Source organism: Sphingobium sp. FG125, assembly GCF_057809795.1.
This window is the reverse complement of the sequence record NZ_JBMDKQ010000002.1, coordinates 255,793-280,509: the sequence shown is the minus strand read 5'-3', so window position 1 is coordinate 280,509 and position 24,717 is coordinate 255,793. Positions and strand designations below refer to the sequence as shown.

Genomic DNA, 24,717 nt, shown 5'->3' with positions numbered 1-24,717 from the left:
ATAACCCGTGAACAGGTCCAGCTTGGAAAGACCTGCGTAAGTCATTTTGCGTGCGCGATCGCATAATCTGCGATGCTGTCCGGCGTCGACATCATCCAGACCCATGCTCAGCAGAAAGATCAAGCTCGCGAATGACGTAAGTGCATCTGCGACCACCTTGGATGATATGTTCTGCGCGATGGATCGAGACCGAGGAACCTAGTGCGGTTCCGAACATTTCCAGCTCGGCGCTGCAGAAACGACCGCACGCCGCTGCAACTGGACTGATCGGACAATGGTTCTCGATCAACAGGAATGACCCGTCCTCCTCCTCACACCAATCAGCCATATAGCCTTCTTTCGAGCGCAATACGGCCAACGCGGCTACCCGTTCGGCAAGCGGGTTCTTGCCTTCCATCTCCTTGAGATAGCGATGCTGTGTCTCACTCTCGCGAACATTGATGATCGTGTCGAGCGCGGACTCGCCCATATGCGTGCGGATGATATCGAGCAGCTGCTCCGTCAGGCTCGCACAGGTGTCAGGAAACCGCGAATGAGACGCCGCGGTCAACTCCCAATATTGTTGCGGTCGACCAACTCCTTTGGCCTCGCTTGTCGCAACGACGAGATTCTGTTCGGCCAGACGCATAAGCTGCTGACGCGCTGCTTCGCCAGTGATGCCGAGCTTTTTGCCAATCGCCGCAGAAGAAAGGCGACCGTGCAATTTCAGCGCCATCAGTACGCGATCGCCAGGCGTACGCGTGGACCAACCGGAATATTCCAACTCAGAGCTTGACATATCAGACGGATTCGTTTTCAAAGCCATAACTTGGAAAATAACAAAACGGACCCGCATACGCAAGTGCGGCCTAAAAATGCCAAAAGGGAAGCGTGACCATGCGCCTGAACTGCTCCGCGATATCGCAACCCGTTGCCAGCGCGTTTGTCGATGGAGCAGGCGCATGACTGTGCCCCTACACGACATGCCTCCTCGGCTTTCGGCCTCGCGCTCGCAAGCGCGGACAATTGCCCTTACGGTTGTCGTCCTGGCGGTGATATTGAGCGCGCTGTTTCTTTGGCGCATGATAAAAAACGGCCAGGGCGAAGGCTGGCAGCAACAAGCCGTCCCGGTTGCTGCTGTCGTGGTCGCACCACGCGACGTACCCTCGTCGCTGAACGCGGTTGGTACGCTCACGGCGGTTCGTGAAGTGACGCTTTCCAGCGAGGTTGCGGGCCGTGTATCGGACATCCATTTCGCCGCCGGGTCCAGCGTGCGGGCCGGTGCGCTCCTCGTCCAGCTGTTCGATGGTCCCGAGCGCGCTGATCGGGAGGCCGCAAAGGCCAAGGCGAGGTTCAGTGGCATACAGGTCGCCCGATCGGAACAACTTGCCTCGTCAGGGGCGGAGCCTCGCGAGTTGCTGGAACAGCGGCGCGCCGAACGCGACCAGGCCACAGCTGCCGTGCGGCAAATAGATGCCCGCCTGATCCAGAAGCAGGTGCGCGCGCCCTTCTCCGGCGAGATTGGCATCCGCCGCGTCAATCTGGGGCAGTTCATCAATCCCGGTGATCCCGTCGCGACGCTGACGGCGCTAGATTGGCTCTATGTCGAGTTCGCTCTTCCCCAGCAGGAATTGGCGCGACTGAAGCGTGGGTCGATGGTGTCCGTGATCAGCGACGCTTTCCCCGACCGCATTTTTACAGCCCGCGTCAACGTCGTGGAGCCAAAGATTGGCGAGGACACCCGCAATGTCACCGTGCAGGCACTTCTGCCGAATGGCGATCATGCGCTGCGCTCCGGCATGTATGTGACAGCTGGACTGGCGCTTCCACCCCTGCAAGGCGCGCTGGTCGTGCCGACAACGGCCATCCAGACATCGGCGCAGGGCGACAGCGTGATCGTCGTGCGCGGCAAGACCGCCCTAACCGGCGGCAAGGCGGAGATCGTGCCGGTTCAGACCGGCCGCCGAATCGGCAACGATGTCGTGATCGACAAGGGCCTCAAGCCCGGCGACGTGGTCGTGTCGGAAGGGCAATTGCGTGTACAACCTGGTGCCGAGGTCAAGGTCGCGCGCATCGTTCGGACAGGAGGCCGCTGACATGGCTCTCACCGACATCTTCATACGCCGTCCGATCCTGTCCATTGTCGTCAGCCTGATGATTCTGCTCGCCGGCATCAGTGCGACGTTCAGCCTGCCGATCCGCCAGTATCCTGGCATGGAAAGCGCTACGATTACCGTCGACACGGCATTTCCCGGTGCCTCGCAAGACGTGATGCACGGCTTTGTCACCACACCGATTTCGCAAGCGATTGCTACCGCAAACGGCATCGAATATCTCGCTTCCACGTCCAGCCAGGGCAGGAGCCAGATCAAGGCTAAGCTGATCCTTAACGCGAATGCCGACCGTTCTATGACGGAGGTCCTCGCGAAGGTCCAGCAGGTAAAGTATCGGCTGCCCGCCGGAGTCACCGATCCGGTGATCTCGAAAATCACCGATGGCGCATCAGCCATCCAATACGTCGCCTTCGCCAGTGACACGCTTACACCATCTCAGATGACCGATTTCGCCACGCGGGTCGCCCAGCCTCTCATTACCTCCGTTCCGGGTGTCGCCTCGGCCCAGATCACCGGCGGCGCTCCGCTGGCGATGCGTATCTGGGTGGATCCGGTGAAACTCGCCGCGCGCGGACTCACGGCAAGCGACCTGGCCAACGCGCTTCGGGCGAACAACGTCCAGGCGGCTCCAGGCCAGCTCAAGGGCGAAAGCACCGCGATCAACATTACCGCAGGCACCGATCTGCGTAACGTCGATGCCTTCCGCCAGATGGTGCTTAAGACGGGCCGGGATAGCGTTGTACGGATCGGTGACGTCGCGACCGTCGAGTTGGGTGGCCAAAACTACGATGGCAGCTCGCTCGCATCGGGCCACCCCGGCGTTACGATCGCTATCTCGCCCACGCCGGACGGTAATCCGCTCGAAATCGTGCGCGCGGTAAAGGCGCTGATTCCCGACATCCAGCGCGTCGCGCCGCCGAGTCTCAAGGTTTCGAGCGTGTTCGACGCCGCGCAGTTCGTCGACGCCTCGATCGATCAGGTCGTGCATACGTTGATCGAGGCGATCGTGATCGTGATCTTCGTGATTTTTCTGTTCCTGGGCAGTTTCAGGGCCGTGATCATTCCCGTCGTGACAATCCCCTTGTCGCTGCTCGGCACGGCGGCGTTGATGTTGGTATTCGGCTTTTCGCTCAACCTGCTCACGCTGCTAGCCATGGTGCTGGCGATTGGTCTCGTGGTCGACGACGCCATTGTCGTAGTGGAGAATATCCACCGCCATATCGAAGATGGCCTGTCGCCGCTGGACGCAGCGCTGATCGGTGCACGCGAAATCGTCGGCCCGGTGGTAGCCATGACCATCACGCTCGCCGCCGTTTATGCCCCGATCGGTCTGATGGGAGGCCTGACCGGGGCTTTGTTCCGTGAATTTGCATTCACGCTCGCGGGGTCGGTGATCGTGTCGGGTGTGATCGCACTTACCCTGTCACCGATGATGAGCGCTATTCTGCTTAAATCGAAAATGGGTGAGGGGAAACTTGCCCAGGTGGTCGAACATACCATGCTCCGCACCACCAAAGCCTATGTCCGGCTTCTTGACCGGACCTTGGCGGCGCGCACGGCAGTGCTGATCGTAGGGATCACGGTCCTTGCGATGATCGGCGTGCTGTTTGTCGGTTCCAAGAGCGAGTTGGCGCCCCAGGAGGACATGGGATATGTTTTCGTCCAGACCAAGGCACCGCAATATGCCAACGCCAGCTATACAGCCCGATTCAGCGCCGAAGTCGATAAGATATTTCACCAGTTCCCCGAATATCGTGCCAGTTTCTTCGACATTGGCGGCGACAACAATGCCAATGGCGGCTTTGGCGGCATCGTGATGAAGGACTGGGCCGAACGCAGCCGCGATGGCGACCAGATCCAGGCGGAACTGGCGGGCCGCACGGGCGCGATCACCGGCGTCTACGCGACCGCCTTTCAGGACAGCCCGCTTCCCGCCGGCAGCGGTGGTCTGCCGGTCCAGATGGTCATCCGCTCGGCCGACGATTTCCCCGCAATCTATCAGACCCTCGAAGGGATCAAGGGCGCGGCATGGGGCAGCGGCCTGTTCGCCTTCGTCGACAGCGACCTCGCCTTCGACAGCCCAGAGGCGCGAATCAGCATCGATCAGGCCAAGGCCGGCGAGATAGGCGTGACCATGGCCGAGATCGCCGACACGCTGGCCGTGCTGGTCGGCGAAAATTACGTCAACCGCTTCAACTGGCATGATCGCTCCTACGACGTCATCGCCCAGGTGCCGCAGGACAGGCGCATCACCCCGGACAGTCTCGGCGAATTCTACGTGAAGGCCGCTTCCGGCAAGCTCGTCCCGCTATCGACGGTGGCCAGGGTCGAAATCCGGCCACAGCCCAATCGGCTGCCGCAGTTCAATCAGATGAACTCGGCCACGCTTTCGGCGGTGCTGCTGCCCGGCGTGACGATGGGCCAGGCGGTCGATTTTCTCAAAAGCCAGCCCCTGCCGCCGGGAACCAGAGTCGACTGGCTGTCGAACAGTCGACAATATGTGCAAGAAGGCAACCAACTCACCATATCCTTCTCTTTCGCGCTGATCGTGATCTTCCTGGTGCTCGCGGCACAGTTTGAAAGCTTCCGCGATCCGCTTGTGATCCTCGTCACGGTGCCGCTGGCGGTCTGCGGTGCTCTGATACCGCTCTATCTGGGTTTCACTACGCTCAATATTTATACGCAAATCGGCCTCGTCACGCTCATCGGCCTTATTTCGAAGCATGGCATCCTCATGGTGTCGTTCGCCAACGAGATGCAGCACCAGGAGGGCTGGAGCCGGGCAGAGGCGATCCGCCATGCCGCCGCCGTGCGTATGCGGCCCATCCTCATGACGACCGCCGCCATGGTCGCGGGCCTCGTGCCACTGTTGTTCGCGTCCGGGGCAGGCGCGAACAGCCGCTTTGCGATCGGCATCGTCGTGGTGATGGGCATGCTGGTCGGCACTTTGTTCACGCTGTTTGTGCTGCCGACCGTCTACACATTGCTCGCCGCCGACCATCGCCCTAAACCCGAAAATGGGTCAGGAACCGGGCCGGACAGTCCGTCATCACCCACCAACCAGCCCTCAGCCGAAGGAGGCCTGGCACATGCGTAATTTCAAGCTGTTGTGCCTCATCGCCCCGCTGCTTGCTTCTGCCTGCGCCGTCGGGCCAGATTATGAACGGCCAAAAACCGTTCCAACTGCGGCAAAGCCGTTCGCGACGAAGGGGCCGGGTTTTGATCCGATGGCCCAACTGCCCGACAACTGGTGGCACCTTTACCACGATCCCGCGCTGGACGCTTTGGTCGAGAGGGCGCTTGTCGCCAATACCGATTTGCGCGTCGCTGCTGCGAACCTGGCGCGTGCGCGGGCGGTGCTGGGCGAAGCCCGAACCGCGCGGTTACCGTCCACCAACCTCAACGGCGGCGTTGCTTATGGCGATGGCGTCCAGGGGGCGGGACAAACGGGCATAGCGGGCAATCAGGGCGACGCGCAGTGGTCCCAATCGGGTGGACTGTCCGTCGCGTGGGAGGTCGATATGTTCGGCCGGGTCAGCCGGGCCATCGCGGCCGCGCAGGCGGATACGCAAGCGGTCGAAGCGGCGCGCGACGCGGTGCGGGTCACGGTTGTCGCCGAAACGACGCGTGCCTATGTCAATGCGTGTGCCTATGCCTATGCGACCGATGTTGCGCGGCAATCCGCCAGGACAAGCAGCGACAATTTGCAACTCGTTACCGCGCAGGAACAGGCCGGATCGGTTGGCAAGCTCAATGTGGAACGGGCGGCAGCGGCAGCGGCGACGGCGCGAGCGGCGATACCGGCCTTTGAAGGGCAGCGCCAGGTCGCACTGTTTGAACTGGCTGCCCTGATCGGCACGACACCTGGCGATATCCCCAAGGCTGCGCGGTCCTGTGCGCAGGCCCCTGAACCTGCGGCCAGCCTGCCGGTCGGGGATGGTGCTGCGCTACTCCGTCGCCGCCCGGATCTGCGTCAGGCGGAACGCCAGCTCGCGGCCGATACGGCGCGAATTGGCGTGGCGATGGCGGACCTGTACCCTAAGGTCAGTCTTGGCGGGTCTGGCAATTTCTTCCGCAACGATATGGTGCGGGGCGGAGACTCCTTGTCCTTCTCATTGGGACCACTCATCTCCTGGAGCTTTCCCAACGTCGCAGTCGCGCGTGCGCGTATCCGTCAGGCGCAAGCGCAGGGTGACGCTTCGTTGGCGGCGTTCGACGGGCGCGTGCTCAATGCTCTCAAGGAGGTCGAGCAGGCTTTGACAATAGTGGCCACCGAGCAGGATCGGCTTGGGTCACTGGGTGAGGCGCAGATGCGCGCCAGCGAGGCGTATAGGTTCGCAGATCTTCGCTATCGTGCAGGATCCATCGGCTATCTCGACGTGCTCCTGGCCCAGGCTGACGTGCTTTCGGTCCGCAGCGCCTATACCGCTTCCTTACAGCGGGTAGCATCCGCCCGGGTGGACCTGTTCAAGGCGCTGGGTGGTGGATGGTAGAAATTAGAAACGGAGCAGGTGCCGCGGAGTGTCTGATCCAAATTAAGATGAGTAGTATCAGCAGTTTAGCTTGACGGCTATGCCTATCGCTCCTTCATGGGTTTTGCGAAAATACCAAGGATCAACATAAGCGTGGCGGGAATGGCGGGAAGATCGCGGAGCACACTGAATAATTATGGATCAGGCACTAAAAAATTCCTATTCTATTCACGAAATATATTGAATAGCTTCGCATTTAAATGATTGAACAAGCAATCGCAATATTTCATCGAAATACTCTACATCGTTTAATTTTGTCTTTATGCTTTTTCGGTCAAAGTCCGCAATCGCATCTAATGCAAAACGCGCTAATATTCGTCTTCGTGTAAGCCATAATTCGTCGTTCATGATAGGTACATGATTGCGTAGAGCATTCATAATGATCTCTGTAACCGGTGCTGTATCTGCAACGGCCGGAAAGATAGTTTCAAATTTATCATACCTTACTAAAAACTGCACAAACCGCGCATAAGTGCGAATATTATTTACGTCTTTCTGATAAAATATCGGGGAATAAATTGATTCAATCAATTGAGGCAATGAAGCACATGCCACATTTATACCCCTATGTCGAAAATACTCCTCACGCTGTACATCAAATTCCGGCCGCCTCATCTGAAAAATCGCTTTAATTAGACCATCTTTATCTTTGAAATGATATTGAGCCGCATAAACATTTTTATAACCTGCATTCTCACTAATCGTTCGAAGAGAAGCGCCCGATATTCCTACGGCCCCGAAATGACGCTCGGCTGAGATAAGCAAAGCATGTTTAGACTTTGACAGGTCCACTTCAATAGCACTCCGATCATTACAGCATTGCAGATCCTAGGAACCGAATGCCGGCTAAAGTAGCCTCATTTTACCGAGCAGGCTATCGACCGGCATGTTCGTCAGGGCGTGCTAGATCTCAAGATTTTACGCAGCGAAATCCAATGTGTGACGTGGAAGTATCGATTGTCTGCGGATGCCTCGCCGCAGGCCGGTATCGTCGGCAGTAGTTTTCTGCACACAGATGCGAGCCGCCTTTCAAGACTTTGCGTGGAAATGCTGCTCCCGGATCATTGCTGTCGTGAGAGCCGCTTTCCAAGCCACCTCGCGGATTCCGTAAGATGCAGCAAGCCGACGAACTTTTGTCTATAGACTTGCGATCAGAGTACCAGTCGCTGGTCCATTCCCATGCGTTGCCGATCATATCATAAAGACCGTATCCGTTCGCGGCATAGGTGCCGACTGGAGAGGTGCGTTCGTACCCATCGACCAGGGTATTTTCACCAGGGAAATTCCCCTGCCAGAAATTGGCCAACATTCGACCCTTGGGAGCCAGTTCATCGCCCCAAGCGAAGGCGGCGCGATCGAGGCCACCGCGCGCCGCGAATTCCCATTCGGCTTCGGTTGGCAACCGCTTTCCCGCCCACGCTGCATAAGCTTCGGCATCTGCATAGGCGATATGGACAACCGGGTGCTCAAGCAATTTGGTAAAGCTGCTCTGCGGCCCCTGTGGATTGCGCCAACTTGTCCCTAACGAAAACGACCACCATTGGAACGAGTCGTGCGCGCCAATCTGCCGCTCGGGCTTGATAAACAGCGACGATCCCGGCTGCAGAAGCGCGGGATCGGCATGCGGGTAGAGTTCTGCGCTGGGCGGAGTTTCTGCGAGCGTTACATGCCCTGTCGCTTCAACGAACTGCATGAACTGTCGATTGGTGACCGGAGTCTCGTCGATCCAGAATCCATCGACCTCCACTTTATGCGCCGGCGCCTCCTCGGGATAATGTTCATCAGAACCCATCCAGAAGACGCCGCCTTCCAACCTCAGCATATGGCTTTCGCTTTCATTTCGTCCGCTTGGTGGACACTCCCGTTCGCCTGATCAAGGTTCGATGCTGACGACGACCCGGTCGAGCACGCCCCCTGACAGCGGGAAGCCGTTATCTTCGGGATAAGCGTTGCTGACGGGCCCGCTGACATCCTTGCCGATCCCGAACCCGGAGACCGACGTGAGATTGGTCGTCCTTTTTGCGATCGTGCCGCTCCCGACATTGACGTCATCATAATAGAGCGAGGCCACCCCACCATTCGCGTCTGTCCGCTTGAAGCGCACTTCAAGCCTTTTAACGCCAGATCCTAAAATGCTATTTGCTACAACCTTTGTGCGCGTCACACCCAGATCGCTCTGCTCAAATGTGAGACGACCTTCCTTGATATACAAGGTGTACCCTCCAAATGCATCGCCATCCGCGATCAATACTCCAGACTCCCTGCCGGTTGTCGGAGCCACCAAGGCCGCAATTTTGAACGAGCCGGAACCGATTTGCGGACCGTCGGCACGTATCAGATGGGCTTGCCCGGCATAATATACATATTCAGGCCGCGTTTCGCGCCGCGTTTTGTAGGCAGGTATGGATGATGCCTTCGTTGAGAATGAACCCAGGAGGGAAGCGTTCACGAGCGGGAGCACGCCATATTTCCCGGCTTCACTCCACCACCTGTCCTTCAGGTCCTGAAGCTTCGTGGGATAACGTGATGCAAGGTCGTCCACGGCCGTAAAGTCTACGTTCAAATTGTACAGGTGCCACTTGTCCGAGGAGAAATCCTGACCTGGAACATGTTCCGATACGGCCTTCCATCCGTCGTGCCAAATTGCTCGCTGGCCCAACAATTCAAAATATTGTGTGTGGCGCGACGCTCCGACCGATGGATCGGTTAAAGATGCCTTGAAGCTCGCCCCGGCGACAGGCATTTGCGGTATCCCCCGATACTCTGTCGGCGCCGTGATTTTGGTGATATCGAGAATTGTGGGAGTGACATCGATCACATCAACGAACTGGCTGCGTACTTCCCCGCCCTTTATCATCTTGGGGTAGGAAATGATCAGAGGTGTTCTCGTGCCGCCATCCCACACGGTCGTCTTGTAAAACTGGAACGGCGTATTGCTGACCTGCGCCCAGCCGCTCGGATAATTCATGTATGTGGTCTTGGACCCGAACTCGTTTATGCGTCCGATCATGTCGTCGGCCGCTTCCGGGACTCGATTAAGGCTGGCCGCTTCGTTGAGCGTTCCGCTATCGTGCCCCTCGATGCTTCCGCCATTGTCCGACAACAAGACGATAACCGTATTGTCAAACTGCCCCGACTTTTTGAGGAAATCGACCAGCCGACCGACCTGCTCGTCGGTATGTTCCATAAACGCGGCATATGTCGCTTGAAACCGTGCGTTTACTTCCTTTTCGACGGGGGTAAGTTCGGACCATGGCTTTACGCCGGGATTGCGTGGAGCAAGTTTCGCATCTTTCGGGATAATACCCAGTTCTTTCTGCCGGGTAAATCGTTCCGCGCGGATAGCATCCCAGCCTTTCGTGTAAACATTCTTATATTTTTCGATGTACGAAGCCGGAACCTGATGTGGAGAATGGGTTGCGCCGAAAGAAACGTACAGGAAAAATGGTCGGTCTGGCGAGGCGGCTGTCGTGGATGCAACATAGCCTATCGCTTTGTCCACAAGGTCTTCGGACACATGATAATTGCTTTTATGCTCAATATCCATTGGAGTGTTGTCGACGACAATATCCGGATAATATTGATCTGTCATTCCATCCAGGAAGCCGTAGAACTGATTGAAACCGCGCTGGACCGGCCAATGTTCGCGGCTGGAGGTCTGCGACAGCGGCGCCAGGTGCCATTTGCCCACGGCGAAGGTGCGATACCCGCTGGATTGCAGCATCTCGGCAACGGTCGCCGCCTGATGGCTGATCCGTCCCTGGCCATGAGGAAAGCCGCTGAGCATATTAACGACGTTCGCAACGCCCACGCTGTGGGAGTTGCGACCCGTCAACAGCGCCGCCCTGGTCGGCGAACAGATCGCTTTGCTGTTAAAGTTGTTGTAGCGTAATCCCTGTTTGGCCAACGCATCCATTGAAGGAGTTTTTATTTCTGATCCGAAAGATCCAATATCTGAAAAACCTGTATCATCCAGCACGATGTAAACCACGTTCGGGCTACCCGCCGCAGGCGTAGGTTCTTCATCATAGTGCTTTACAGACTCTGCGTCAGTAAGACCAAGTTCCGAACCAGACGCCCGATATTCTTTCGAAATTTGAGCGAGAGTTGGCCTAGGCATCGCGAGCCAAGATAGCGCGACGGCGATGGCAATGGCGCTAACGCGTGACTGAGTGGACATAGGACTCCCTCTTTGAATACGATGCCTGGACTGAGCGTCAGCCGCCGAAGCGGAATGTCACACGAGCCATAATTTCGCGACCTCGGCTGACTGAGGCAACGGTATCGCCAATGAAGCCTCCCGCGGTGCCTGTGCCTCCACCTGTGAAAATATTCGTATTGCTTCTCACGAAATAATATTCATCGGTGAGGTTCCTTCCAAGAAGTGCAAGCTCCCACCTGTCATTTTCATCCGACAGCCTGAGGCTCGCATCAAATAATTGGTAGCTTCCCTGAACACTTTTGGGTGCATTGTCGGAAGATGTGAAGTATTTAGACGTAAAAGTCATGTCGCCGGATAGAGCAATCTTTAGACCTCCGGCAATTGGAAATTCATAGTCCAATCCAGTAGATCCGCTCCACTTTGGCGCGCGGAAGAGTGTCTGGCCTGCAAGCTGCTGAGACTGGGCAGCGCCTGCTGCGTTGACATTGCTCGTGCAACCAAGAGCAGGCGTTTGACCGACAAAACAGGGTGACAGATAATCACCAATTTTCGCATCGTTGTACGCCAGCGCGCCGCGAACCGTCAGCCCTTCGACGGGTGCGCGATAGTTGAAATCGAATTCAGCGCCCTTCGTCGTAACGCTTGCAGCATTACGGACTGTTTGGAACGTGATGTTATTGACCGGCGATAGGACACCGATCGTCACCTGAAGGCCTTGGACCTTATAGCGGTAGAGAGCGAAGTTCGTACGCAGCGCACCATCCAGCAGAGATGCCTTGAGGCCTGCTTCCAAGCCCTTGATTTTCTCCTCTGCGAAGCTTTGGTCTTCACGGAAGCTGCCAGCGCCAGAATTGAAGCCACCCGACAGGAAGCCCCGCTTGTAGGAGGCAAAGACATTGAGGTCGCGTGTGGGCATGTAGGATAAAGTGACTTCGGGAGAGAAGTTATTAAACTTCCTCTTGGTCACTGCTGTCGGGATCGGCACTGGCTGCGGTTGCCCCTGCCTGACATCGACAAGTTCCTTTTCCTCATGCGAATATCGACCGCCCGCCGAAAGGCTGAACTCGGGGGTGATGTCCCACATCCCCTGTCCGAAAACAGACCATGCCTTACCTTCTTGGCGAAGGAAGTACTTATTATTGTAGGCGGGCGCGAGCGCGTTTCTGTAGGTCACTGATCCGGTTTCGGCATAGCCTTCGCTATAGTGAAGACCCGTCAGGAAATTAAGTGGTCCATCAAAAGAGCTGGATAGTCTAATTTCCTGCGACAGATCTCGCACCCGATAGCGGTTGAGCTGGCAAGCACGGGGGGAGGGCCGGCAGGAATGTAGCTGGACGTATAGTTGCTGCGATTCCAGAAGCTATTTTTATAATATCCACTGACCGAGGCGAGAGATATTTCGTCGGTCAAATCATAGTTGAACTCGAGCGACGCAAGCGTCTGCATCGATCTGCTTCGGGTGGAACCATCGCCAAATTCCGGCTCGACCAGGCCAAAATTCTGGCCGATTTCGCCGACCGAGACTTTATCATTAGGCTTACAGTCGTCGATCCCGCCGCCAAATGGTGATCCAAGGGGACAATCGACATATTGGACATTCGCCGCCGCGTCATCACCGCGAGACTTATTGTGGCTAAGCTTGAAACGTGCGTTGAAGCGGTCGCTTGGTTCCCACTTAAAGGTTATCCGTCCAGCATATTCCCTATTGTAAGGGCCGTAGCCGCGGTCTGGCTTCAAAAATGCGCCATCCGGAACGGTATTCTCGACCCATCCGCGCATGGTTGAATAGTAGCCGGCTACACGAACACCCAAAGTGTCTGTCAGCGGGCCTGATATAAAGCCTTCACCACGCCATTCGTGAGCGTTCGCTTCGCAACCAAGGCTGAGCTTGCCTTTCAGGCTCGACGTGGGATCGGCGCTGCGCATCGAGATGATTCCGCCGGGACTGTTTTTCCGGAAAAACAAGGCCTGAGGACCTTTGAGGACCTCGACTTGCGCCAGATCCATCGTTGCAAGGCGGCGAACCGCTGCCCGCGCAACTTGCACGCCGTCGACATTGAAGGACACTGCCTGGTCAGCAAAAGGGTTGGGTTCAGAGCTGCTGATGCCACGAAGAGCGATTATGCCGCCCTGGATGGTGCCGCCGCCCTCACCACTCAGCAATTGGGGGACCGCGCGGGCGATGGCATCCAGGCCGTTGATGCCTCGCCGCTCCATTTCTTGCGCTCCGATCGCACTTAAGACGACCGGTGCCTCGAGCGACGTTTCCTCTCGCTTTCTGGCGGTAACTATTATGTCTCCTTCGGCCCCACCTCGATTAAGCGCACTCGTCTGTGGGGAAGCATCGTTCGTGGTCTGAGCGAGGCCTGGATTCGAACACGATAGCCCCCAAAAGCTTGTGACCGTAGCAAAAAACAACTTACTATTCCGCAGTTTCATCGCATCCTCCCTGGCATCGCCTTCGCGGTTATTTGGACCCACGCTGTAACGATCAGCACTTGTTAAAACGTCTGCCTTAAACTTACAAGCAGATGGACGATCCGCGTCTAGTGATAGCCGCGAGCATGTGCTGCAGGATGCTAGGGTAGGCAAACCGGTCAATCGCTATGCAAAGGACCTCAGGTTGCGCATAAACCCCTGACTTCATAACGATAAATTCACGGAATAGCTTGTTGTGGGTCTGATGAATGCTAGGCTTGGCTTGCAAAACCGTGAGTGTTGCATGCATTTGGATACACAAGCTTTTGCAAGTGGGGACAATTGACTAGCATTACTTTGGTACTTTGGGTTCGACGGAACGTGCGAGGAGTTTTTTGCAGTGCGGGCATCGTAGCGGGGGGGAGGGGGGCGGTCGTGCGAAGAAGTCAAGGATTGCCTGCCTAGTTGCTGGCATGTTCGGTTGCGGCGTCGGTCCTGAGACTCTTTTTTTCCGTCCCGCAGCTTGGAGGCGGCGGGACTGGAGGAAGGTGTAGGCGATCACTGTTATCAAGCAATGTCGGTGCAGCCCTGTCCAGGATCGCCCTTCGAAATGGTCGAGGCCGAGTTCCTCTTTGAGCTGCTGGTGGGCTTGCTCACAAATCCACCGGGCCTTGACTGCGGCAGAAAGCGCTTTGAGCGAGGTATCTGCGGGCACGGTAATCGCCGTATGATATCGCGCAGCACCATCAGCGTACCGTCCCGGTCCTGAATGTTAGCCGTGTGGATGATAGCATACACCAGATCTCCTTCGGTGCCGTCAAGATATGGCGTTTGCGGTCCTTGACGTTCTTGCCGACGTCATAGTCACAAGGCCCGTCGCTTTCCGTGGTCTTGACGCTCTGGCTGTCGATCACTCCCGCCGATCGCGAGGCCTTGCGGCCAGCCATCTCGCGCGACGCCATAAGCATAATGTGGTTCATCTTCAGGCACAGGCCGTTGTCGCGCCAGAGGTAAAACCAGCGCCGCATCGTCGAGACCGGCGGAAAGCATGGGGGCAATATCGGCCATGGCAAGCCGCCACGCAGTAGGCATAATATCGCTTCGATAATTCGCCGCATAGGCCACTTGCGGAAGCGTCCCACGGGCGATGCCGGTGGCAACAACGGTTCGAGCACCGACCACTCGGCATCCGTCAAATTGCTTGGTGAAATCAGCCCGCGTCGCGCATGAAGCTCGCAAGTGGTATCGGTCCACATCGTCGATACTTGGCAGTTTCGCAAAACCCCTTGAATCAAAGACAGGCATAGCCGTCAAGCTAACCGGTTGTGTCCCACGGGGTGGTGTAGGCACCGTCGATCCACGGCAGAATCGGGTTCGGGTCAGGCAGCCAGATCTGGCAGGCTGACAATGGGGTTATAGCTCACCGCGCCATTTGCTTCTGTAGACTGGTAGCATTTCTTCCCAGGTTGGCGGCAGCTGCAGGTGACTCGATCTAGAAGGGACATATGGTGAGATTCATATGATAAGCCTTCTCGACAGATTTTCTCCTGCGCGGATACCTGAAGAGGCAGAGCGTCTGCGCTCTCAGATAAAGGCATTTGTAGCCGAGCATCTTGGAGACCGCCCCGCAGATGTTCGGGCGCGCAGCTGGTCTGGCTTTGATGCTAGTTTCAGCAGGGCGCTAGCCGCGCAAGGATGGGTCGGCATTACTTTGCCAGAGCGATATGGGGGCGGCGGCCGCGACGCCTTTTCGCGCTATGTGCTGGTTGAGGAATTGCTGGCGGCAGGCGCTCCGGTTGCCGCGCATTGGATTGGTGACCGACAGTCCGGTCCGCTCCTGCTTCATTACGGGACGGAGGAGCAGCGCCAGCACTACTTACCCCGCATGTGCCGCGGCGAGATATTCTTCTGCATCGGAATGAGTGAGCCGAGCGCAGGATCGGACCTCGCCAGCGTTCGAACGAGGGCGGTACCGCATGATGACGGCTTTCTGCTAAACGGATCGAAAATCTGGACCACTTACGCCCATAAATCCCACTACATGATTGCGCTGCTTCGCACGTCCGGCGGACTTGAAGACCGGCAGAAAGGGCTGTCACAGTTCATAATTGATCTAAGCCTGCCAGGCATTGAAGTGCGGCCAATCGTAGATATTGCGGGAGAATCTCACTTCAACGAAGTGTTCTTCACCGACGTGAAGCTAGCGAAGGATGCGCTAATAGGGACAGAAGGAGACGGTTGGGCGCAAGTGAATGCAGAGTTGGCGTTCGAACGCAGCGGGCCGGAACGGATTTACTCGAGTATCGTGCTGCTCGATCGCTGGATTAAACATCTCCAGCAACTGCCGGCCGATGCAGCGAATGCGGCGCGCGTTGGCCGCTTCATGGGCTATATGGCCGTGCTTCGCCAAATGTCGATTTCTATCACCGCGCGCCTTGTCGCGGGCGAGATGCCGGTGACCGAAGCGGCGCTGATCAAAGATATCGGAACTGAGCTTGAACAGGAAATCCCTGTCGTAGTCAGCCAAGCGCTGGCTGAAAATCCGGAAATACCTGCGGAGCCGGAGCTCCTTCGCACACTCGCATTTGTGGCACAGGTCAGCCCGTCCTATTCGCTGCGTGGGGGAACGCGCGAGATTCTGCGCGGTATGGTCGCGCGCGGGTTGGGCTTGCGCTGATTAGCGCTCATTATGGGTCGGTTGGGCCGCCCGGAACGGCTCTTGCGGCACGAGGTGGTCGGCACGGCAGATTCGGGGTGCCGTTAGCAGACTGTAAACCGGGTGGCCGCGTCCGATTTGGTTCAGGCTGTTTGAGGTGGTCCCGCCTTCTTGGACAGTGCAGCGGCTGAGTTAAGCTAATCCCAGTTATCGTTCATGCCGCCACTCTGGTCACCAGATCATGGGGGACATGCCCCCATCATCTGAAGCATCGATCCGCCCGAAGGCCTCTGCGGGGGGTCGCCCTGCCAACCCTGAGTGCGGTCGCTGCGTGTTGTAATAGGCAATCCGCCGCGCAACGCCAGCACGTAGCTGCGATCCGGTTTCTTACAGCTGAGTCATTCTAAGCTGTTTTGTGCTTTGCGCCCGCGAGTCTTTCGATTGTTTCGCGCACCTCTTCACCGGCGAGCGTTTCCATTTCATAGGCCAGCGACAATTCAAAAGCAGCGCCGTAAAGGTCGCGCGTGATGCGCGCGAACGCGCGCTTTGTTCCGCGAACGCCACCACGTGGCAGCGCTGCGATCTGTCTCGCCAGCGCCATGGCAGCGGGCAGGGCATCCTCTGGGCTTTCAACGATATCGCTGACCAGGCCCATCGCATGGGCCTCGGCAGCGGTGATGGTGTCGCCTGTCAAAAGATACCGCTTCGCGCGCATCACGCCCATGCCTTGCGACCAGCCAAGTACGCCGCCATCACCCGCCACAAGGCCCAGTTTTACGTGTGGATCGGCAATCTTCGCGTCCTTCCATGCCACGATGATATCGCTACAAGTGACAACTGACGCACCCAGGCCGATTGCGGCACCTTGAACGGCCGTTATCACCGGAATGGGCATGTTTACGATTTCGTTGACGATGCTTAGTGCCTCGCGCCGGAGCCGCTCTCGAACTTCAAGCGAGCGATTTGCCACAAGTACGGCATCGAGATCTCCACCTGCTGAGAACGACTTGCCCTCTGACGAGATTACCAGCGCCGCGGGTTGCTGATCCTGAGCGACCTGGGCGAGTGCGCGGGGAAATTCCGAATGTAATGCATCGTCGAACCGGTTATGCGCATCTGGCTTGATGAGCCGGATATGCGCCACGGAATCCTCGACGTTCACTGTGAGGCAGGAAAATTCTGATGGCATCTAAGGCCTCCAATGTGGCACCGCGTAGAACTTCAAGCAAAGGTTGGATTGGTCGTCGCGCGAACTTCCGGCCTATTTATCTTTTGCGTTTTCGCGACTGGCTGCGGCCATCGCTCGCCCGTCGAGGCCGCCGATGACGCTGCCCGATGTGAGCACGTTTTGCGCATGAGCGAGTTGATGCATGTGGAATACCCCATCCATCGCGGTCCGCTTGCCGCGAAGGTCCTCGATCATGTTGAACGCCTGTTTTGCCAATGCCATTCCAAAGCGAGGCTTCTTGGCCAGATCGGCGGCTATTTCCGTGACGGTGTGTTCGAGTTTGTCGCGCGGGACGACTTCATTCACCATTCCGAAGCTATAGGCCCGCTGGGCTGGCATCCGGCGTCCCAAAAGCAGAAATTCGCGTGCGACACGCGACGGCAGCTCATAGGCGTGAGCGAAATATTCCACGCCTGGGACACCCATGAACATCACGGGATCCTGGAAATACGCATCCTCGGATGCGACGATCAGATCGCACACCCAGGCCAGCATCAGGCCGCCAGAAATGCAGGCGCCTTGGACCATGGCGATCATCGGCTTGGGAATGGCCTGCCAGCGGCGGCAAAGACCCAGATAGGCGTCCTGCTCGAGAACCCACTGGAGTTCCGGACCTTCCTTGTTCGAGTGATCGTACCACAAGTCGGCGCGGGTACGCTCCATATGCTTGTCGCGGGCGGGCGTACCGATGTCATGGCCGGCGGAGAAGTTCTTGCCTTCGCCCTTGAGCACTATGACCTTTACGCCATCGTCGTCGACGGCACGGCGGAACGCGGCATCGAGCTTGTCCAGCAAGCGGAAGTTCTGCGAATTATGGTAGCGTGGTCGGTTCAGGCTGATCCATGCGACGCTGTCGCGAACATCGTAGAGAATATAGTCTTCGACGCTTTCCTGAGTCTCGTCCGCCGGATTGGTCATGTCGCGCGCCTTTCAACAATATGATGCGAATTCACCAGCTTTCGCTGGATCAAAATGTTTTACGACCGATCAGCTTGCTGGTCTGCAGAGCATCCACTGCCTCATCCGTGAGGCCAAGCCACTCTGACAGCACTTCGGCACTGTGCTCACCAAGTCGCGGAGGGCGACGTCGATATTGGGCAGGGGTTTCCGATAGCCTTCCCGGATAAGCCACGGTCGGGATACTGACGCTGTCTTCGCTGGCAAAATGACGGACCAGGCTGTGTTCGTCGACAAAGGGATCGGCAAACACGTCCTTGATTGTGTTTACAGGCCCACACGGCACGCCTGCCCGATCAAGCGAGGTCGTAAGCTCCGCCACCGTTATCGTGTTCATCGCTTCCTGCAGCAAAGGTTCGAGAACCGAGCGGTTCAGCACGCGATCGCTATTCGTTGCAAAACGCGGATCGATCCCAAGATCGGGTCTGCCCACGGCTTCGCACAAGGATCGATATTGCGCGTTGTTGCCCGCTGCGACGACAAAATGGCCGTCGGCAACCTGAAAGGCACGGTATGGCACGACCGTGGGATGCGCGTTACCCATCCGGCCAGGCGTAGCTCCGCTCACCAGATGGGTCATGCCCTGATTGGCCAGCATGGCGATTTGCGTATCGAGCAGCGAGCAGTCGATATGCTGCCCCTTGCCCGTCTGTTCGGCGTGTCGCAGCGCGACCAATATGGATACAGCCGCATACATACCTGTCGACAGGTCGGTGATGGCGACGCCGACTTTCAGCGGTGGACCATCGGCATCGCCGGTGATGCTCATCAGGCCGCCCATCGCCTGCGCCACGAAATCATAGCCACCCCGTGCGGCATATGGCCCATCCTGCCCAAATCCAGTGATCGAGCAATAAACCAGGCGCGGGTTGATCTCGATCAGCGCGGCGAAATCGAGACCGTATTTGCGCAGGCCGCCGACCTTGAAGTTTTCGACCACGACATCGGCGTCGCTTGCAAGCTGCCGGACGAGCGCCGCGCCTTCGGGCGAAGCCAGATCGATTGCCAACGATCGCTTGTTTCGGTTGCAACTGAGGTAATAGGCGCTCTCACCTGGGCCTTCTTCGCCGACTTCGGTTTCGAGATAGGGCGGACCCCATGTCCTGGTATCGTCTCCGCTGACCTGCGTTTCGATTTTGACGACATCGGCACCGAAATCAGCAAGGATCTGTGTGCACCATGGACCGGCGAGAACCCGTGAAAGATCGAGGACCTTTATGCCGGCTAGAGGCAAAGCCGATGGTGTAGCCGCAGAGGACATCACGCACCCCCATCCAGATAGATGCGCTGCCCGTTTACATAGCTGGCCGCATCCGAGACGAGGAACATCACCGCGTCGGCAACGTCTTCGGGACTGCTGACCCGCCCGAACGGCGAAGTTGCATTCAGTTCGCTAATGTCTTCCACACCCCATGCCTTGCTGAGATTCTGCCCCATGCGCGTATCGGTCAGGCCGGGCGCGACGATGTTCACATGGATGCCGTATTTGTGAACCTCCTTCGCCATCACCACCGCCAGCGCTTCCGCCGCCGCCTTGGCCATCGTGTATGGCGCGGTATTCGGGCGCTGGGTCTTCGTCGCGGCACTCGATATCATGATGATGTCGCCGCGCGAACAGGTGCGCATGCTCGGAATGACAAGCTGTGACAGGCGATGAGGAGCCATGGCGTGGATGCGTAACAGCAATTCCACTTCAGCGGCGTCGGTATGCAGAACCGGGTTGCCGCGACTGGAGATACCGGCGTTGTTTACCAATATGCTGATTGGTCCAAGGTCATTGACGATCCGCTCAATGATCGCAGGCATGCTGTCGAAGTCATCGACCGAGGCCATATAGAAGCGCGCACGCCGCCCTTTCGCGACGATCGCATCAACGACGTCGCTGGCATCCGACTTGTCGATGATCGCGATATCCGCGCCTGCATCAGACAGCGCCGCCGCGATAGCAGCACCGATCCCGCGGCTTGCGCCGGTGACCAGCGCGACGCGTCCCGCAAGTTCCTGCTTTACCATTTCAACCATAAAAACTCCTTGGCCTGCCACAGTCGTTCCAGCAGACCACCGTCGGGCTCCGAAACCCGGCGCTCAATAAAGACGATCAAGAGTGGCGGGATCGAATGGGTCGGGTTGCTCTTGTCGAGACAGGCGCTGTGGCCATCTTGGATCACCGATGAGTACCCGCCCGGCGGCGACCAAGTCAAATTCTCCACGTTCGAAACGCGCCACAAGCAGGCCGATATTGTCCGTTGTCGCAACGCCTTTGTCGCCGTCAAACATCCCCTTGTTCACGCCAATGCCCCCGACTGCCATCGACATCTTGCCGGTCACCTTCTTTGCCCATCCCGCCAGGTTCATCTGGGAGTCGGGGTAGGCTGCTTTGTCGAAATAACGCACGCTCGCATCGAACACGTCGACGCCGGCTTCTGCCAGAGGGCAAAGCACTTCGGCCAGTTCTTCGGGGTTTTGGGCCAGGCGCGCGCGGAAGTCCTGTTGTTTCCAGTCCGAAAACCTGAAGAAAATCGGCAGATCCGGTCCAATCGCCGCGCGGATGCGGCGGACCAGTTCTTTGGGGAAGGCGCTGCGGCGGGTGCGATCACCACCCCAGCGATCGTCACGCAGATTGGTTTCTTCCCACAGGAAATTGTCGATGAGATAGCCGTGGCCGCCATGGATGGCGATGCCGTCGAAACCGATCGCGACAGCATTGGCGGCGCAGCGGACGAAGGCGTCGAGTACCGCTTCGATGTCATCCTCGGTCATCGGTGCGCCGACCTTGGGATCTGACGGAATCTTGCTCGCCAGGATCGATGTCATCCTTCCGAGCGGCCCCCATATGCCAGATGGCGTCATCACCGGCACATCGGGGAACGGGCCAGTGCCGGGCAGCCGCATGGCACCTTGGTGCCAGAGTTGCGGGATGATCTTTGCACCATGTGCATGAACACCATCGACGACCGCCTTCCAGCCGTCCAGCGCGGCTTCGCCATGCAGGACGGGGATATGGTCTTCACCCAGACCAGCATCCCCCAGCGCAGCGGGATGATCCACGCCGACCGCTTCCGTGATGATCAGGCCGACACCACCTGCGGCGCGGCGCGCGTAATATTCCGCCACGTTCGCGCCGGGCACGCCGTTCGGACTGAAGCCTCTGGTCATCGGCGACATGGCGATCCGATTGGGAAGGGTCACGCCACGGATGGTCAGCGGGTCGAATAGCCTGTTCGTCAAAATCCACGTCCTTTGTTCACGACCGGACGGGCACGTGATGCCGTCGGAACTCGGGAGTCGCTACATGCGCGCCGTTTGCCGGTGCAACACAAATCTCCCGGCGTGCCTGTAGGTTCAATTCAGATGAGACTTACAGCAAATTCAAACTGAACACGCTCAATCGCGTTGGTGCGCGGATTCCAAACATCGCAATAGTCTTGCCTTGTCGGCAACTGCATGAGTTCTGGTCCGCATCATCTCAGGTGCTGGCATGCGTGCCGCAAGCTGACTAAATATCGCGTGGATCAGGGATATAGTCTCCCTTGTCGCCAACGCATATGATGGGAATAGAGGATTATGATGCGCGCCTGGCTTATTGATGCTGCGGATGGTGGACAAAGCTTGAGGATAGTTGAGCGTGCAAAGCCGGTTTGCAGCGGCAGTGATGTGTTGGTTCGGATCACGGCAGCAGGGATTGTCCCGCTGGACGGGGCTATTATACGGGGAGAGAATGAAGCGACGTTTCCCCCAGCCGCGTTCCCGCTGACCCCTGGGAACCAAGGGGCCGGCGTTGTCGAAGATCCAGGGTCTTCGTCATTCGCGGTCGGGCAGCGCGTGATGTTTGGCGCATTCCCCTACGGCTTCATGCGAGACGGAAGCTGGGCTGAATACGTCGCAGTCGATGCGAGCCATTTGGCCGCAACCCCTGACGCGCTGTCCGACGGGGCTGCGGCGCAGGCCGTCGTCGCCTATCCTACCGCCTATTTTGCCTTGAAGGAGGCGGGCATGGCTCAAGGCAAGACGGTGCTGGCGACAGGAATTGGCGGGTCGGTCGGCAATGCGGCGTATCAGCTTGCGAAAGCGATGGGTGCCAATCTGGTCATTTCCACTGCCGGATCGACGGACAAGGCTCAAAAGGCGGCTGAGAAGGGCTTCGACAATGTCATCGATCTGTCTCAGGAAGCAATTTCCGACGGTGTGCGGCGACTGACGAACGGCGCTGGCGTTGACATCGTCATCGATTCGCTGGGCGGACAGGTTCTGGCCGATGCCCTGCAGGCATTGGCGCGATACGGGCGTGTCATTTCGCTCGGCTTCTCGGCAGGGCGGCAATCGACGATCACGCTTGCGGATCTGATTCTGGTTCGTGGAAGCGTGCAAGGATATGGTGCGTACACCAATTCGCCAGAAGAGTGGCAGGAAGCTTGGTCATATGTCGAAGGATTGATCCAAAAGGGTGTGATAGCCCCGATTTTCGACAAGAGTTTTCCGTTTGAGAATGCGGCAGAAGGCTTGCGTTACCTCAAGGAAGAGCGTCCATTCGGCGCAGTCGTTCTCGGTTTCGTGGACAAAGGTTGACATTAGGTTCGCTGGTTTATTCGACGCTGACTTTTGGAGGTAGCGTTGGGCGAGCGGATCGGGTTGTCGGATGCGGAATGGGCACTCATCGGCCCGCTGTTACCTCCTGAGCATGGTCGCAGCTGCCGGTCCGCGTAGGATAACCGACAGTATTTCGAAGGGATGATGTGGATCGCCCTGACATCCGAGGTGTTGCCGGGCGTCAGGACGAGGCGGAGGTGCCGTCCGAGGACATCGACAAGAGCGTGGATTTTCGTTGTCCTGCCGCGACGCGAGATGCCAATGGCATTGGCCCGCCCCCCCCTTTTTTGCGCCACCAGCAGAGCGGGGAGCCTTGATATAGCTGCTATCGATCTGACCCGTTTCCGCGATCCAGCCTTCCTCTGTCAGTGCTGTTAGGATGCGCGTCCAGATGCCTCGGCGGCTCCACCTGTTCCATCGATTATAGACCGTCGTCGAAGGGCCATATTCCGAAGGGCAATCCGCCCAGCGGCCACCGCATTTGAGCATGTGGATGATGCCTGAGATCACCCGCCGGTCATCGACGCGCCGCGCTCCGGGCTGGATCTTCTGCAAGTGCGGCTCGATCGCCGCCCAAGCTTTATCCGACAACCAGAACAACGAACGCGACATCTCAAAGGGCCTCCTGCTTCAGCGCAGCCTCCCTGAATCAATGTGCGCCCAGATTTTCAAGATGCTGATTGGGTTTGGAGCCTAGATATGCATTTTAAGCATGTAACGTAGAAGATCGCCCTCGGCGGGAAGGGGATCAAACCTCCCCCGACGAGGGCCTTTTCGGTCATTCACGCCGTTGGATCGTGGCTAAATTACAAGGCTGTCCCCGCTATATTCTGGCACCGGGCGGACGTCCTTCCGATGTAGGGCCTCGGTAACGCCAGAGACCGACGAAATCCTGGGGCCGCTCATCATCAGCCAGTAAATCCTTCGAGAGCCAGAATCGCGTGCGTCGTGCAGGACTGCTGGCGAAAGGGTTTGGCGACATTGTAGCCCTCGGACTCATACCATTCCTGAAGCTTGGCCTTGCTCTCGAACTTCAGCAGCACGATGTGCTGCCCAACAGCCTGACCTTCGAGCAAAGTCGGTGCGTCATCAATAACGAGCACCTCGATCTGGAAACCTTCCATGCTCGCGTAGCCGGCTTCACCATATTTCTGAAAGCCTTCGGCCTCGTTTATGTCCATGAGAGCGAGAAAATAGCCTGGTGTAGTCATATGCATCATTCCCTCTTCAGAAATCCATTGTACGCACGGGCACCTGGAACAGCGGGTGATCCGCCCGCTTGGCAATCCGAATGCATCCATCACTGGCACGCAGCACGTTCGAACCCCATCCGTGCGGTCTCGTTCGGATGCCCTCGCCGTCTTTAATACACACAAGGCAGAGACGCTGATTGTTCCTGGATGATCTACGGCGCTTTCATGGCTGCACGGAAGTGCGCACGTTCGACTGCGGCTATTGTGGCCGCGAAGAACATGATAAATAGCGAATCCCGTAGGCAGAAGGCCTGTCGAGCAGGCAGATTCATTCGACGGTGAGACTGCCGGCCAGACCTAAGATGTTTCAACATGAGGTTATGACTGATTTGGTGCTGCGCTTAACGCCCGACATTCCGGCGGCTTCATTCGACGATCTCCACGCGGGGCAACGGTTCAGTATCGGATCGATCCTGATGACCAGGGACGCCGCGATCGATTTTGCATCGCGATATGATCCGCAGCCCTTTCACCTGAACGATGAAGGAGGGGCGGCCAACCCTGTTTTCAATCGGCTGTCCGCGAGTGGCTGGCATACGGCCGTGATGATGCAGATGCTCGTTTCCGAGTTTACTCAAAAACTCGGCCTGCATGGCTTGGCGGGGGGGGGAGTAGAGGCGCTTCGGTGGATTACGCCAGTCTTTCCGCCGGAGGAGCTTCTGGTCGATCTGGAATTTGTAACGGTCAGATCGTCGAAAACCAAACCGGAACGGGGCATAGCGGTGATGCGCGTGATCGCAATGAGAGACGGGCGCGAGCCGGTGACCGAGTTTGTCATCACCGGCATCTTCTTGCGATGATAGCCCGAAGACGGCGTTACCGCAGAACGAA

General features: G+C 57.7%; 18 protein-coding genes and 5 pseudogenes. 7 read left to right on the top strand and 16 right to left on the bottom strand.

All coding sequences use genetic code 11. The features are described from left to right. Positions 1 to 91 precede the first annotated feature (91 nt). Positions 92 to 715 carry a helix-turn-helix transcriptional regulator gene (locus tag ACODSR_RS02980; protein ID WP_489073598.1) on the bottom strand — a complete coding sequence of 208 codons (624 nt, stop codon included), beginning with the start codon at positions 713 to 715 and terminating at the stop codon, positions 92 to 94. 247 nt (positions 716 to 962) lie between these two features. On the opposite strand from ACODSR_RS02980, the gene ACODSR_RS02975 reads away from it, so the two are divergent. The 3 genes from ACODSR_RS02975 to ACODSR_RS02965 are packed head-to-tail and all read left to right on the top strand — an operon-like array spanning position 963 to position 6,586. Continuing rightward, the gene (locus ACODSR_RS02975; protein ID WP_489073660.1) at positions 963 to 2,075 is read left to right on the top strand and encodes an efflux RND transporter periplasmic adaptor subunit; all 1,113 of its coding nucleotides are present in this window, start codon (positions 963 to 965) and stop codon (positions 2,073 to 2,075) included. 1 nt (position 2,076) lies between these two features. After that, positions 2,077 to 5,190: an efflux RND transporter permease subunit gene (locus ACODSR_RS02970; protein WP_489073596.1), complete on the top strand. Its 3,114-nt coding sequence runs from the start codon at positions 2,077 to 2,079 to the stop codon at positions 5,188 to 5,190. Next, positions 5,183 to 6,586, top strand: coding sequence for an efflux transporter outer membrane subunit (locus tag ACODSR_RS02965; RefSeq protein WP_489073594.1), 1,404 nt, complete (start codon positions 5,183 to 5,185; stop codon positions 6,584 to 6,586). Before ACODSR_RS02970 ends, ACODSR_RS02965 begins: the two co-directional genes overlap by 8 nt. 207 nt (positions 6,587 to 6,793) lie before the next feature. Here the strand turns inward: ACODSR_RS02965 and ACODSR_RS02960 are convergent, their stop codons facing one another. From ACODSR_RS02960 to ACODSR_RS02930, 7 genes and pseudogenes are all read right to left on the bottom strand, one after another. Continuing rightward, positions 6,794 to 7,417: a hypothetical protein gene (locus tag ACODSR_RS02960; protein ID WP_489073592.1), complete on the bottom strand. Its 624-nt coding sequence runs from the start codon at positions 7,415 to 7,417 to the stop codon at positions 6,794 to 6,796. A gap of 118 nt (positions 7,418 to 7,535) precedes the next feature. Then, a pseudogene (locus tag ACODSR_RS02955) lies at positions 7,536 to 8,459 on the bottom strand (formylglycine-generating enzyme family protein); the annotation flags it as partial. 39 nt (positions 8,460 to 8,498) lie between these two features. After that, the gene (locus ACODSR_RS02950) at positions 8,499 to 10,805 is read right to left on the bottom strand and encodes an arylsulfatase (RefSeq protein WP_489073590.1); all 2,307 of its coding nucleotides are present in this window, start codon (positions 10,803 to 10,805) and stop codon (positions 8,499 to 8,501) included. 37 nt (positions 10,806 to 10,842) lie between these two features. Further along, positions 10,843 to 12,066, bottom strand: coding sequence for a TonB-dependent receptor (locus tag ACODSR_RS02945; protein WP_489073588.1), 1,224 nt, complete (start codon positions 12,064 to 12,066; stop codon positions 10,843 to 10,845). After that, positions 12,003 to 13,226, bottom strand: a complete 1,224-nt coding sequence (locus tag ACODSR_RS02940) for a TonB-dependent receptor plug domain-containing protein (protein WP_489073586.1) — start codon at positions 13,224 to 13,226, stop codon at positions 12,003 to 12,005. Before ACODSR_RS02940 ends, ACODSR_RS02945 begins: the two co-directional genes overlap by 64 nt. Before the next feature lie 481 nt (positions 13,227 to 13,707). Continuing rightward, positions 13,708 to 13,923: pseudogene (locus tag ACODSR_RS02935) on the bottom strand (transposase); the annotation flags it as partial. Next, positions 13,920 to 14,461, bottom strand: a pseudogene (locus tag ACODSR_RS02930) (IS5 family transposase); the annotation flags it as partial. The pseudogenes ACODSR_RS02930 and ACODSR_RS02935, both read right to left, overlap by 4 nt. 263 nt (positions 14,462 to 14,724) lie before the next feature. On the opposite strand from ACODSR_RS02930, the gene ACODSR_RS02925 reads away from it, so the two are divergent. Beyond that, positions 14,725 to 15,882 carry an acyl-CoA dehydrogenase family protein gene (locus tag ACODSR_RS02925; RefSeq protein WP_489073584.1) on the top strand — a complete coding sequence of 386 codons (1,158 nt, stop codon included), beginning with the start codon at positions 14,725 to 14,727 and terminating at the stop codon, positions 15,880 to 15,882. A gap of 210 nt (positions 15,883 to 16,092) precedes the next feature. On the opposite strand, the pseudogene ACODSR_RS02920 reads toward ACODSR_RS02925, so the two are convergent. From ACODSR_RS02920 to ACODSR_RS02895, 6 genes and pseudogenes are all read right to left on the bottom strand, one after another. Then, positions 16,093 to 16,248 (bottom strand): annotated as a pseudogene (locus tag ACODSR_RS02920) (integrase core domain-containing protein); the annotation flags it as partial. A gap of 16 nt (positions 16,249 to 16,264) precedes the next feature. After that, on the bottom strand, positions 16,265 to 17,050 hold the full coding sequence (locus tag ACODSR_RS02915) for an enoyl-CoA hydratase/isomerase family protein (RefSeq protein WP_489073582.1): 786 nt from the start codon (positions 17,048 to 17,050) through the stop codon (positions 16,265 to 16,267). Positions 17,051 to 17,122: 72 nt separating this feature from the next. Continuing rightward, entirely contained in the window at positions 17,123 to 18,007 is an 885-nt protein-coding gene (locus ACODSR_RS02910) for an enoyl-CoA hydratase (RefSeq protein ID WP_489073580.1), read from the bottom strand. Between the two features lie 49 nt (positions 18,008 to 18,056). Further along, on the bottom strand, positions 18,057 to 19,307 hold the full coding sequence (locus ACODSR_RS02905) for a CaiB/BaiF CoA transferase family protein (RefSeq protein WP_489073578.1): 1,251 nt from the start codon (positions 19,305 to 19,307) through the stop codon (positions 18,057 to 18,059). Beyond that, positions 19,307 to 20,059, bottom strand: a complete 753-nt coding sequence (locus ACODSR_RS02900) for an SDR family NAD(P)-dependent oxidoreductase (RefSeq protein WP_489073576.1) — start codon at positions 20,057 to 20,059, stop codon at positions 19,307 to 19,309. Before ACODSR_RS02900 ends, ACODSR_RS02905 begins: the two co-directional genes overlap by 1 nt. A 72-nt stretch (positions 20,060 to 20,131) precedes the next feature. Continuing rightward, on the bottom strand, positions 20,132 to 21,274 hold the full coding sequence (locus ACODSR_RS02895; protein ID WP_489073574.1) for an NADH:flavin oxidoreductase: 1,143 nt from the start codon (positions 21,272 to 21,274) through the stop codon (positions 20,132 to 20,134). 336 nt (positions 21,275 to 21,610) lie between these two features. Here ACODSR_RS02895 and ACODSR_RS02890 point away from each other — a divergent pair, with 336 nt between their 5' ends. After that, positions 21,611 to 22,612: a quinone oxidoreductase family protein gene (locus ACODSR_RS02890; RefSeq protein WP_489073572.1), complete on the top strand. Its 1,002-nt coding sequence runs from the start codon at positions 21,611 to 21,613 to the stop codon at positions 22,610 to 22,612. A gap of 176 nt (positions 22,613 to 22,788) precedes the next feature. Here ACODSR_RS02890 and ACODSR_RS02885 read toward each other — a convergent pair. Further along, positions 22,789 to 23,188 (bottom strand): annotated as a pseudogene (locus tag ACODSR_RS02885) (IS5 family transposase); the annotation flags it as partial. On the opposite strand from ACODSR_RS02885, the gene ACODSR_RS02880 reads away from it, so the two are divergent. Then, on the top strand, positions 23,127 to 23,330 hold the full coding sequence (locus tag ACODSR_RS02880; RefSeq protein WP_489073668.1) for a hypothetical protein: 204 nt from the start codon (positions 23,127 to 23,129) through the stop codon (positions 23,328 to 23,330). The pseudogene ACODSR_RS02885 and the gene ACODSR_RS02880 sit on opposite strands and share 62 nt — an antisense overlap. Before the next feature lie 211 nt (positions 23,331 to 23,541). On the opposite strand, the gene ACODSR_RS02875 is transcribed toward ACODSR_RS02880, so the two are convergent. Next, positions 23,542 to 23,844: a DUF1330 domain-containing protein gene (locus ACODSR_RS02875; RefSeq protein WP_489073570.1), complete on the bottom strand. Its 303-nt coding sequence runs from the start codon at positions 23,842 to 23,844 to the stop codon at positions 23,542 to 23,544. A 362-nt stretch (positions 23,845 to 24,206) separates the two neighbouring features. Between ACODSR_RS02875 and ACODSR_RS02870 the strand changes: the two genes are divergently transcribed. Beyond that, the gene (locus ACODSR_RS02870; RefSeq protein ID WP_489073568.1) at positions 24,207 to 24,686 is read left to right on the top strand and encodes a MaoC/PaaZ C-terminal domain-containing protein; all 480 of its coding nucleotides are present in this window, start codon (positions 24,207 to 24,209) and stop codon (positions 24,684 to 24,686) included. Positions 24,687 to 24,717: the final 31 nt, after the last annotated feature.

What these genes read in the sequence shown, in the direction of transcription:
- ACODSR_RS02870 (WP_489073568.1), top strand. Translation starts at nt 24,207, where the DNA reads ATGACTGATTTGGTGCTGCGCTTAACGCCCGACATTCCGGCGGCTTCA.
- ACODSR_RS02965 (WP_489073594.1), top strand. Translation starts at nt 5,183, where the DNA reads ATGCGTAATTTCAAGCTGTTGTGCCTCATCGCCCCGCTGCTTGCTTCT.
- ACODSR_RS02875 (WP_489073570.1), bottom strand. Translation starts at nt 23,844, where the DNA reads ATGACTACACCAGGCTATTTTCTCGCTCTCATGGACATAAACGAGGCC.
- ACODSR_RS02980 (WP_489073598.1), bottom strand. Translation starts at nt 715, where the DNA reads ATGGCGCTGAAATTGCACGGTCGCCTTTCTTCTGCGGCGATTGGCAAA.
- ACODSR_RS02915 (WP_489073582.1), bottom strand. Translation starts at nt 17,050, where the DNA reads ATGCCATCAGAATTTTCCTGCCTCACAGTGAACGTCGAGGATTCCGTG.
- ACODSR_RS02950 (WP_489073590.1), bottom strand. Translation starts at nt 10,805, where the DNA reads ATGTCCACTCAGTCACGCGTTAGCGCCATTGCCATCGCCGTCGCGCTA.
- ACODSR_RS02880 (WP_489073668.1), top strand. Translation starts at nt 23,127, where the DNA reads ATGATGCCTGAGATCACCCGCCGGTCATCGACGCGCCGCGCTCCGGGC.
- ACODSR_RS02970 (WP_489073596.1), top strand. Translation starts at nt 2,077, where the DNA reads ATGGCTCTCACCGACATCTTCATACGCCGTCCGATCCTGTCCATTGTC.
- ACODSR_RS02925 (WP_489073584.1), top strand. Translation starts at nt 14,725, where the DNA reads ATGATAAGCCTTCTCGACAGATTTTCTCCTGCGCGGATACCTGAAGAG.
- ACODSR_RS02890 (WP_489073572.1), top strand. Translation starts at nt 21,611, where the DNA reads ATGATGCGCGCCTGGCTTATTGATGCTGCGGATGGTGGACAAAGCTTG.
- ACODSR_RS02975 (WP_489073660.1), top strand. Translation starts at nt 963, where the DNA reads ATGCCTCCTCGGCTTTCGGCCTCGCGCTCGCAAGCGCGGACAATTGCC.
- ACODSR_RS02910 (WP_489073580.1), bottom strand. Translation starts at nt 18,007, where the DNA reads ATGACCAATCCGGCGGACGAGACTCAGGAAAGCGTCGAAGACTATATT.
- ACODSR_RS02900 (WP_489073576.1), bottom strand. Translation starts at nt 20,059, where the DNA reads ATGGTAAAGCAGGAACTTGCGGGACGCGTCGCGCTGGTCACCGGCGCA.
- ACODSR_RS02940 (WP_489073586.1), bottom strand. Translation starts at nt 13,226, where the DNA reads ATGAAACTGCGGAATAGTAAGTTGTTTTTTGCTACGGTCACAAGCTTT.
- ACODSR_RS02905 (WP_489073578.1), bottom strand. Translation starts at nt 19,307, where the DNA reads ATGTCCTCTGCGGCTACACCATCGGCTTTGCCTCTAGCCGGCATAAAG.